Genomic DNA, 9,872 nt, shown 5'->3' with positions numbered 1-9,872 from the left:
TCCTCGGAAAGAACGATCTCCACAGCAGCAGGACCTCGATGCGCCACGGAAAGAAGGTACCAACTAACCCTCGTGATTTCTGGCGCAGCACACTAGGCCGTCGCCGGCCCGGCCTACGACCCTTCCCCGCTGTCCGCTGACGCCTGCTCCACCAGCGGGATGATGCGCAGGGGAACCGGGTTCTCCATGACGATCGCCGTGGAGGCGCGGACGATGCCGTCGAAGCCGACGACCCGGTCGATGACGCGCTGGAGGTCGGCGTTCGAGCGGGCCACCAGGCGGCACAGCATGTCGCCCGTGCCGGTGGTGGTCAGGAGTTCCAGGACCTCCGGGACGGTCGCCAGGTGCGCCCGGACGTCGGGGCCCTGGCCCTGGCGGATCTGGAGTGTCGCGAACGCCGTCACCGGATAGCCGAGGGCCGCCGGATCCACCTGCGGGCCGAAGCCGCGGATGACCCCGTTCGACTGGAGCCGGTCCAGCCGCGCCTGCACCGTGCCCCGCGCGACCCCCAGCCGCCGGGACATCTCCAGCACGCCGATGCGCGGCTCCCGGGCGAGGAGCACGATGATCCGCCCGTCCAGCCGATCGATCGCCACAGCAACCTCCAGGGTGGGCATCCTGTACAGAAACACCGCCGAAACGGCCGTACCGCTGAGCAGTTTGCCCAGTGAATACGCGAACTATTGCGCACCTTGCAGAGCCGGGCCACCCTTCCGCTATGACGCAGACCACACACCACACTCCCGACACCGCACGGCAGGCCGACCCCTTCCCGGTCAAGGGAATGGACGCGGTCGTCTTCGCCGTGGGCAACGCCAAGCAGGCGGCGCACTACTACTCCACCGCCTTCGGCATGCGGCTCGTCGCCTACTCCGGACCGGAGAACGGCAGCCGCGAGACCGCCAGTTACGTGCTTGAGAACGGCTCCGCCCGGTTCGTGTTCACCTCGGTGGTCAAGCCGAGCAGCGACTGGGGCCGCTTCCTCGCCCGGCACGTGGCCGAGCACGGCGACGGCGTCATCGACCTGGCCATCGAGGTCCCCGACGCGCGGGCCGCCCACGCCTACGCCGTCGAGCACGGCGCGACGTCCGTCGCCGAGCCGTACGAGCTGAAGGACGAGCACGGTACCGTCGTCCTCGCCGCGATCGCCACCTACGGCGAGACCCGCCACACCCTGGTCGAGCGCACCGGCTACGACGGCCCCTACCTGCCCGGTTACACCGCCGCCAAGCCGATCGTCGAACCGCCCGCCCAGCGCACCTTCCAGGCGATCGACCACTGCGTCGGCAACGTCGAGCTCGGCAGGATGGACGAGTGGGTCGGCTTCTACAACAACGTCATGGGCTTCACGAACATGAAGGAGTTCGTGGGCGACGACATCGCCACCGAGTACTCGGCGCTGATGTCCAAGGTCGTGGCCGACGGCACGCTGAAGGTGAAGTTCCCGCTCAACGAGCCCGCCATCGCCAAGAAGAAGTCCCAGATCGACGAGTACCTGGAGTTCTACGGCGGCCCCGGCTGCCAGCACATCGCGCTGAACACCAACGACATCGTCCAGACGGTGCGCACCATGCGCGCGGCCGGCGTCGAGTTCCTCGACACCCCGGACTCCTACTACGACACCCTCGGCGAGTGGGTCGGTGACACCCGGGTGCCGGTGGAGACCCTGCGCGAGCTGAAGATCCTCGCCGACCGCGACGAGGACGGCTATCTGCTGCAGATCTTCACCAAGCCGGTCCAGGACCGGCCGACGGTCTTCTTCGAGATCATCGAACGGCACGGCTCCATGGGCTTCGGCAAGGGCAACTTCAAGGCCCTGTTCGAGGCGATCGAGCGCGAGCAGGCCAAGCGCGGCAACCTCTGACGCGGGTGCGGAACACGGCCACGGTGGGTGCGACCGCCGTGGCCGTCCCGCGTCGCGAGAGCCAGGGCCGGAGCCGGAGCCGGAACCAGAGCGTCGCGCCGTTGCGGGACCGCCGGGGTTCACACCGGTGGCCGGGAGTGCGAACCTTGTGATCATGAGCCGTATCGAAGCCCCACGCGACGAGGCGACCGGCACTCTCACCGACCGGCTCCTGGCCGGCCTGCCCGCCGAGGCCGTCCTCACCGACCCCGACGTCACCGGCGCCTACGCCCACGACATGGCGAGCTTCTGCCCGGCCGGCGCCCCGGCCGTCGTCGTGCTGCCCCGCACCGTCGAGCAGGTCCAGCACGTCATGCGCACCGCCACCGAGCTGCGCGTGCCGGTGGTCCCGCAGGGCGCCCGCAGCGGCCTGTCCGGCGCCGCGAACGCCAGCGACGGCTGCATCGTGCTGTCCCTGACCAAGATGGACCGCATCCTCGAGATCAGCCCCGTCGACCGCATCGCCGTGGTCGAACCCGGCGTGATCAACGCGACCCTGTCCCGCGCGGTCGAGGAGCACGGCCTGTACTACCCGCCGGACCCCTCCAGCTGGGAGATGTGCACCATCGGCGGCAACATCGGCACCGGCTCCGGCGGCCTGTGCTGCGTGAAGTACGGCGTCACCGCCGAGTACGTCCTCGGCCTGGACGTCGTCCTCGCCGACGGCCGGCTGCTGTCCACCGGCCGCCGCACGGCCAAGGGCGTCGCCGGCTACGACCTCACCCGCCTGTTCGTCGGCTCGGAGGGCTCGCTCGGCATCGTCGTACGCGCCGTGCTCGCGCTGAAGCCCAAGCCGCCGCAGCAGCTGGTGCTGGCCGCCGAGTTCCCCTCCGCGGCCGCCGCCTGCGACGCCGTGTGCCGGATCATGGAAACAAAGGGGCGCGAAGCGCTTCCGCAGAAGGGCGGTGGTGGGAGACGGGCGGGCGGTCACGTCCCGTCCCTCCTCGAACTGATGGACCGTACGACCGTCAAGGCGGTCAACGACCTCGCCCGCATGGGCCTGCCGGAGACCACCGAGGCCCTGCTGCTGGCCGCCTTCGACACCCCGGACCCGGCCGCCGACCTCGCCGCCGTCGGCGCCCTGTGCGAGGCCGCCGGCGCCACCGAGGTCGTCCAGGCCGAGGACGCGGCCGAGTCCGAGATGCTGCTCAAGGCCCGGCGGCTCTCGCTGACCGCGCTGGAGGCGGTCAAGGGCACGACGATGATCGACGACGTGTGCGTGCCCCGCTCGCAGCTCGCCGCGATGCTGGAGGGCGTCGAGCGGATCGCCGCCAAGTACGGCCTGACCATCGGCGTGTGCGCCCACGCGGGCGACGGCAACACCCACCCCACCGTCTGCTTCGACGCGGCGGACGACGACGAGTCCCGGCGGGCCCGCGAGTCCTTCGACGAGATCATGGCCCTCGGCCTGGAGCTCGGCGGCACCATCACCGGCGAACACGGCGTCGGCGTGCTGAAGAAGGAGTGGCTCGCCCGGGAGATCGGCCCCGTCGGCCTCGAGATGCAGCGGGCCGTGAAACAGGCCTTCGACCCGCTCGGCATCCTCAATCCGGGCAAGCTCTTCTGACCCCTGCCCCTGCTCCCAGGGACTCACTGGGCGAGCAGCTGGTCGAGCGCGTCGTCGATGCCCAGCTGCCCGCCCTCGGTCCCCGGCGGCACGGCCCGCAGCGTGCGCTCCAGCCAGGCCGACACCTGCGCGGCCGGCGCCTGGAGCAGCGCGTCCCCGTCCGGGGAGCTGAGCGCCATCAGCACGACGCTGCGCCCGTCCGACTTCGTCGGCCACACCCGGACGTCCCCCTGCCCGGACGGCCGGAACACCCCCTCCACCAGGAGGTCCCTGGCGAACGTCCAGTTGACGGGGCAGTCGGAGTTGATGTGGAAGGAGATGTGGACGGCGTACGGATCGCCGGACCGGTAGCTCAGCCTGGCCGGCACCGGGACGCTCCGCTCCGGTGACAGGACGAGCCTCATCTCCAGCTCCCGCTCCACCACGGTGTGATGCATGACCTGCGTTTCCTTTCCTCGGGGGCCGCTCGGACCGGGCCCGCGCAGAGGGAGAGCGAGCGGGGGCCGCGCCATTACGCGGGTTCGGGGAAATTTTTTTCGCCGAGGTGTGGGACACGGGTACGGCATTGCCCGGAAAGGGGTGGGTCCCGCGGGACTGGCGCTGCGGATGCCCACGGTCTGATAGATGTGGAGGCCCCCATCCCACCCCCGAGCAGATACGGGACGACGGACATGAGCGCCCCAACCCCGGCCCCAGGTGACGAAAGGCCCCGCGAGGGCTACTACCCGGACCCGTCCATCCCCGGATACGTCCGGTACTGGAACGGCGCCTCCTGGGTGCCCGGCACCAGCCGACCGGCGCCGAAGGACGGCGAACGGCTCACCCCGCCGCCCGGCGTCCGCCCCGCGGTCCCCGCCGTCGAGGAGACGGGCCCCCACTTCTTCGACGAGGACCCGCAGCCGGCCCCTTCCGCCCAGGGCGGACCGGGCGCCTGGACCTCGGAGGGCCAGGGCGGCGCGGGCGCCTGGACGTCCGACGGCCAGTCCGCCGCGGGCGCCTGGAGCACCGACGCGCACGGCGGCTCCGGGCACGCCGGGAACGGCGACCAGGGCACGGCGGCGGGCGCTGCGCAGCAGGCGGAGCCCGGTGGCCAGGGCGCCGGTGCGTCCGGCGCCGGGGCCGGTGGTCACGGCGCCGGGCAGCCCGGTGCCGGTGGGCACGGCGGTGGTGACGGGCGGGCCGCATGGGGCGCCGATCCGCGGGTGCCCGCCGCGGGCTCGACCGCACCGGGGGAGGGCGACGACCAGGATCCCGGCGGCACCTTCATCTTCCGCCGCCCGGTCCCGGGACCCGCGGCGGTCACGGACGACGGCACGATGACGTTCCGCCCGGTACCGGGCCAGGCGCGGCGGGGCGGGCGGCCCGCGTCCGGCCCGCAGACCTCCGGCGCCCCGGCCTCCGGCGCGGACCCCGCCGCCGGTCCCGGCTTCGGCCCGCACGGGGCGCCCCAGGGCCCCGGCTTCGCCGCACCCGCCGCCGGCGACGGCGCCGCGCCCGGTGGCTTCGGGCCGCAGGGCCCCGTCGGCTCCCCGGCCTCCCCGGCACCGGCCTCCCCGGCTTCACCGGCACCGGCCTCCCCGGTGCCGCCTTCCCCCGCCGACCCCGCGACGGCTTCCCCCGCCGCGGGCCCCGGCTTCGGGGCCGGGAAGGCAGCCGCCGCCCGTGCCGCCGCCGCGCAGACACCCCCGCAGGCCCAGCCCACTCCCCAGGCCCAGCCCACTCCCCAGGCCCAGCCCGCCCCGCAGGCCCAGCCCGCCCGGGCTGCCGTGGCTCCGCCGGTGCCCGCGCAGGGCGGCGCCCCGGTCACCCCGGTGACCAGCGGGCCCGGTGGTGGGCAGGCGTCCTGGGCGCAGCAGGTGCACCAGCTGGCCGGCGGCGGGGACGAGCAGCCGGTGGCGCCGTGGAAACCGCCGGTGGAGGACCCGTTCCAGGCGGCCGCCCGCCGGCAGGCAGCCGCCCGTCCCGCCGGACTCGGCAAGCGGTTCGCCGCCCGGCTGATCGACACCCTGGTCGTGGGCGCCGTGACGGCCGCCGCCGCCGTGCCGCTGGGACTGAGGGCGGCCGACCACATCCAGCAGAAGATCGACGCGGCCAGGCTGTCCGGCCGGGAGGTCACCGTCTGGCTGCTCGACGGCACGACCGGCACCAGCCTCGGCATCGTGCTCGCCGTCCTGCTGCTGGCCGGGGTCGGTTACGAGGTGCTGCCGACCGCCAAGTGGGGTCGCACCCTGGGCAAGAAGCTGCTCGGTATCGAGGTCCGGGACATCGAGGCGCACGAGCCCCCGGCCTTCGGCGCTGCGCTGCGCCGCTGGCTGGCTTACAGCGTGCCCGGGCTGCTCGGCATCGGGATCGTGGGCGTGCTGTGGTGCCTGTTCGACCGGCCCTGGCGCCAGTGCTGGCACGACAAGGCGGCCCACACCTTCGTCGCGGGCTGAGCCGGGGGAGGGGCCGGCGGAGCGCGCCCCCGGCCCCCGTCCCCCGTCCGGCGGTCCGCCGGATGCGGAGCCGGGGTGTTCGCGGTCCACTCGGGCCATGAGCAGCGAACCGCCCCCCGGCTCCGGAGAGCAGCCCCCCGAGGACGACCCGTTCAGGAAGCGGCCCCCGTCGGACCAGGGGTCGGGCTCGCCGTACGAGACCCCGTACGGCGCCGCCCAGCAGCCCCCTCCGCCGGGCGGCGGCGAGCCCCCACCCCCGGGCGGCGGCCAGCCCCCACCCCCCGGCGGCGGCCAGCCTCCCCCCTACGGCACCGGCCCCTACGGAGGCACTCCGCCCGGCACCGGCCCCTACGGAGGCGGCCCGTACGGCGGCGGGCCCTACGGCGGTGGCCCCTACGGCACCGGTCCCTACGGCGCGGGTCCCGGCGGTTATCCCAGTGATCCGCTCGCCGGTATGCCCCCGCTCGCCGACAGCGGCAGGCGGACGCTCGCGAGGATCGTCGACATGGTGCTCGTCGGCATCGTCGTCTGGCTGCTGACGTGGGCGTTCGGGGTGCGCGAGTACACCGTCGACGACAACCACGTGGAGGTCGGCCGGTCCGTGGCGCAGTCCGTCGTCGCCGCCGTGCTCTACATCGCCTACGACACGCTCATGATGAGCCGGTACGGCCAGACCCTGGGCAAGAAGTGGTTCCGCATGCGGGTGGCGAACCTCGACGACGGCGCCACCCCGTCGGTGCAGGCCAACCTGGTCCGCTCCCTGGTGCTGTGGGTGCCGTTCGCCTTCTGCTGCGCCTGCATCTGGACGGCGATCTGCGGCGGCTGGAGCTACTTCGACAAGCCCTACAAGCAGGGGCTGCACGACAAGGCGGCCAAGACGGTGGTGGTCAGCACGGGTTGAGCACCGGCGACGCACAAGAAGGCGGCGGCCGCGTGAACGTCACGCGGCCGCCGCCTTCTTGTGCCCTCGGGCATGCCCGCGGGCCGGTCACAGGGCCGTGGACACCCGCTGCTCCTGGTGCGCCTGCTCGGCGGCCCCGGCCGGCGCCCCGGTCGTACGCGCCTTCGGCAGCGGCACCGTCATCGCCACGAGCAGCCCGAGGGCCAGCGCCACCAGGGCGATGACGGCGACCCCGGCACCCGAACTCGTCTGGGACAGCAGCAGCATGGCGAGCGTCGAGAAGATCACGGTGCACGAACCGTAAACGAGCTGTGCGGCAGTCGGACGAGGCATGGCAATCGTGTCCTCGGAAGGCTTCGGGGGATTCTTCGGATGGGGCGCCACTGGTCTCTCTTCGCGTGCATGCCCGAGCCGGACGCCTGGTAAGCGTGACCTAACCCAGGGTACCGGTGCACAGGGGGCGCACGGAGTCATGGGGTGGAGGCATAGTCCGCGAGCAGATTCGTAAAGAAATCGTCCGCTGGACGTAGTGCATTCGACCCGAGCAAGTCAAGATCTGTTTTTTCCTCCCAACGTCTAGTCAAATGACGTCACTTGGCATGCGCCGAACAGGCGCAGGGGAGGAACTCAAGTGACCAGCAGATCCTGGACGTTCAGAGCGGCCGCGATCGGCGTGACGCTCGCGGCGGCCTCCGCCACGTTCGCCACGTTCGCCGTCGCGGAGGCGAGCACCCAGACCCGGCCCGCTGCCGTCAACCGGCACGACCCGGCACCGGTGAAGCAGCGGGCGCACGACCTCGACGGCCCGCTCAGCAAGACCCAGGAAGCCCAGCGCCGCGAGGCGCTCAGCCAGCTCATCTCGGGCAAGGCCAAGGCGCAGGACCGCGACGGCTCCAAGGTCGTGGCTCTCAAGAGCCGCAAGGGCAGGAGCAAGTACGTCGAGCTGAGCCGCGAGAAGACCGACAAGATCTTCACGATCCTGGTGGAGTTCGGCGACAAGACCGACCCCAGGTACGGCGGCACGCCCGGCCCGCTGCACAACCAGATCGCCGCGCCGGACCGCACGAAGGACAACTCCACGGCCTGGCAGAAGGACTACAACCAGCAGCACTACCAGGACCTCTACTTCGGCACCGGCAAGAAGACCGAGTCGCTGAAGAAGTACTACGAGAAGCAGTCCTCGGGCCGCTACTCGGTGGACGGCGAGGTCACGGACTGGGTCAAGGTCCCCTACAACGAGGCCCGTTACGGCAACAACGCCTGCGGCCAGACCAACTGCTCCAGCGTCTGGAACATAGTCAGCGACGGTCTCAGCGCCTGGGTCGCCCAGCAGAAGGCGGCCGGCAGGACCGACGCCGACATCAAGAAGGACCTCGCCCGGTACGACCAGTGGGACCGCTACGACTACGACGGCGACGGCGACTTCAACGAGCCCGACGGCTATGTCGACCACTTCCAGATCGTGCACGCCGGCGAGGACGAGTCCGCGGGCGGCGGCGCGCAGGGCACCGACGCGATCTGGGCCCACCGCTGGTACGCCTTCGGCACCGACGCCGGCGCGACCGGCCCGGCGAACAACAAGCTCGGCGGCGCCCAGGTCGGCGACACCGGCGTCTGGGTCGGCGACTACACCATCCAGCCGGAGAACGGCGGCCTCGGCGTCTTCGCCCACGAGTACGGCCACGACCTCGGCCTGCCGGACGAGTACGACACCGCGGGCGGCGACAACTCCACCGGTTTCTGGACCCTGATGTCCTCCGGCTCCTGGCTCGGCACCGGCAAGGAGTCCATCGGCGACCTGCCCGGCGACCTCAACGCCTGGGACAAGCTGCAGCTGGGCTGGCTGAACTACGACACCGCCAAGGCCGGCACCCAGTCCACGCACAAGCTGGGCCTCGCCGAGTACAACACCTGGGACAAGCAGGCCCTCGTGGTCACCCTGCCGGACAAGGCCGTCACCACCACGATCACCGAGCCCGCCGAGGGCAGGACCCAGTGGTGGAGCGGCAGCGGCAACGACCTGAAGAACACGCTGACCCGGTCCGTCGACCTGACCGGCAAGTCCTCCGCGAAGCTGGACCTGGACGGCTGGTGGGCCATCGAGGAAGGCTACGACTACCTGTACGCCGAGGTGTCGACGGACGGCGGCGCCAACTGGACCGCGCTGGACGGCACCGCGGACGGCCAGGCCCTGCCGAAGGACGGCAGCGGCAAGCCGGCGCTGACCGGCTTCTCGCAGACGCACAAGAAGCTGTCGTACTCCCTCGACGCCTACGCGGGCAAGAAGATCGACCTGCGCTTCCGCTACGCCACCGACGGCGGTGTCGCGGAGAACGGCTTCACGGCCGACGAGATCACGGTGACCGCCGACGGCGCGCCGGTCTTCTCGGACAACGCCGAGACGCAGGACGCCGGCTGGACCGCGGACGGCTTCTCCCGCATCGGCGCGTCCTTCACCAAGGACTACAAGCAGTACTACATCGCCGAGAACCGGCAGTACGTGTCGTACGACAAGACCCTGAAGGCGGGTCCGTACAACTTCGGCTTCGCCTCGCGCCCCGACTGGGTGGAGCACTACCCGTACCAGAACGGCCTGCTGATCTGGAAGTGGGACACCTCCCAGGCGGACAACAACACCAACAGCGCGAACGGCCACCCGGGTTCGGGTCTGATCCTGCCGGTCGACTCGCACCCGAAGGCGCTGAAGTGGTCCGACGGCACGCTGATGCGGGGCCGCATCCAGGCCTACGACTCGCCGTTCAGCCTGTACGGCACCGACGGCGTCACGCTGCACAAGGCGGACGTCCCGACGGTGATCAAGGCGTCGAAGGGTGTTCCGGTCTTCAACGACCACACCAGCACCTACTACGACCCGTCGAACCCCACCGCGGGTGTGCGGGTCACTGACACCAACACCAAGATCGCGATCGTCAAGGAGGCCCGGGACGGCTCGACGATCTTGATCAAGGTCGGCCCTGCGGTGAAGTAGTCCGCGTTTTCGCAGGTCAGAGACGTATCGACGGCGACCCCTTGGCGGGTCGCCGTCGATCGTGTTTAGGTGCGTCC

At 71.5% G+C, this 9,872-nt stretch carries 8 protein-coding genes; 5 read left to right on the top strand and 3 right to left on the bottom strand.

What is annotated here, in order from left to right; translation table 11 throughout:
* Window positions 1-113 precede the first annotated feature (113 nt).
* Window positions 114-596 (bottom strand): Lrp/AsnC family transcriptional regulator, encoded by a 483-nt coding sequence (locus tag ACGFZN_RS26740; RefSeq protein ID WP_393861019.1) that lies wholly within the window; start codon window positions 594-596, stop codon window positions 114-116.
* 122 nt (window positions 597-718) lie between these two features.
* Between ACGFZN_RS26740 and hppD the strand changes: the two genes are divergently transcribed.
* Window positions 719-1,864 (top strand): 4-hydroxyphenylpyruvate dioxygenase, encoded by a 1,146-nt coding sequence (gene hppD, locus ACGFZN_RS26735; RefSeq protein WP_393861018.1) that lies wholly within the window; start codon window positions 719-721, stop codon window positions 1,862-1,864.
* Window positions 1,865-2,012: 148 nt separating this feature from the next.
* Window positions 2,013-3,470 carry an FAD-binding oxidoreductase gene (locus ACGFZN_RS26730; protein ID WP_393861017.1) on the top strand — a complete coding sequence of 486 codons (1,458 nt, stop codon included), beginning with the start codon at window positions 2,013-2,015 and terminating at the stop codon, window positions 3,468-3,470.
* A 23-nt stretch (window positions 3,471-3,493) separates the two neighbouring features.
* On the opposite strand, the gene ACGFZN_RS26725 is transcribed toward ACGFZN_RS26730, so the two are convergent.
* Complete coding sequence (locus tag ACGFZN_RS26725; RefSeq protein ID WP_393861016.1) at window positions 3,494-3,907, bottom strand: SsgA family sporulation/cell division regulator; 414 nt, start codon at window positions 3,905-3,907, stop codon at window positions 3,494-3,496.
* A 234-nt stretch (window positions 3,908-4,141) separates the two neighbouring features.
* Here ACGFZN_RS26725 and ACGFZN_RS26720 point away from each other — a divergent pair, with 234 nt between their 5' ends.
* On the top strand, window positions 4,142-5,905 hold the full coding sequence (locus tag ACGFZN_RS26720; RefSeq protein ID WP_393861015.1) for an RDD family protein: 1,764 nt from the start codon (window positions 4,142-4,144) through the stop codon (window positions 5,903-5,905).
* A gap of 97 nt (window positions 5,906-6,002) precedes the next feature.
* Window positions 6,003-6,806, top strand: coding sequence for an RDD family protein (locus ACGFZN_RS26715; protein WP_393861014.1), 804 nt, complete (start codon window positions 6,003-6,005; stop codon window positions 6,804-6,806).
* 87 nt (window positions 6,807-6,893) lie between these two features.
* Here ACGFZN_RS26715 and ACGFZN_RS26710 read toward each other — a convergent pair whose 3' ends face one another.
* Window positions 6,894-7,139: a hypothetical protein gene (locus tag ACGFZN_RS26710; RefSeq protein WP_393861013.1), complete on the bottom strand. Its 246-nt coding sequence runs from the start codon at window positions 7,137-7,139 to the stop codon at window positions 6,894-6,896.
* Window positions 7,140-7,437: 298 nt separating this feature from the next.
* Between ACGFZN_RS26710 and ACGFZN_RS26705 the strand changes: the two genes are divergently transcribed.
* Window positions 7,438-9,795 carry an immune inhibitor A domain-containing protein gene (locus tag ACGFZN_RS26705; RefSeq protein WP_393861012.1) on the top strand — a complete coding sequence of 786 codons (2,358 nt, stop codon included), beginning with the start codon at window positions 7,438-7,440 and terminating at the stop codon, window positions 9,793-9,795.
* Window positions 9,796-9,872 lie beyond the last annotated feature (77 nt).

Source organism: Streptomyces sp. NPDC048192, from assembly GCF_043202415.1.
Classification (GTDB): domain Bacteria; phylum Actinomycetota; class Actinomycetes; order Streptomycetales; family Streptomycetaceae; genus Streptomyces.
This window is presented reverse-complemented; position numbering and strand designations above follow the sequence as displayed.

What these genes read in the sequence shown, in the direction of transcription:
- hppD (WP_393861018.1), top strand. Translation starts at nt 719, where the DNA reads ATGACGCAGACCACACACCACACTCCCGACACCGCACGGCAGGCCGAC.
- ACGFZN_RS26725 (WP_393861016.1), bottom strand. Translation starts at nt 3,907, where the DNA reads ATGCATCACACCGTGGTGGAGCGGGAGCTGGAGATGAGGCTCGTCCTG.
- ACGFZN_RS26720 (WP_393861015.1), top strand. Translation starts at nt 4,142, where the DNA reads ATGAGCGCCCCAACCCCGGCCCCAGGTGACGAAAGGCCCCGCGAGGGC.
- ACGFZN_RS26715 (WP_393861014.1), top strand. Translation starts at nt 6,003, where the DNA reads ATGAGCAGCGAACCGCCCCCCGGCTCCGGAGAGCAGCCCCCCGAGGAC.
- ACGFZN_RS26710 (WP_393861013.1), bottom strand. Translation starts at nt 7,139, where the DNA reads ATGCCTCGTCCGACTGCCGCACAGCTCGTTTACGGTTCGTGCACCGTG.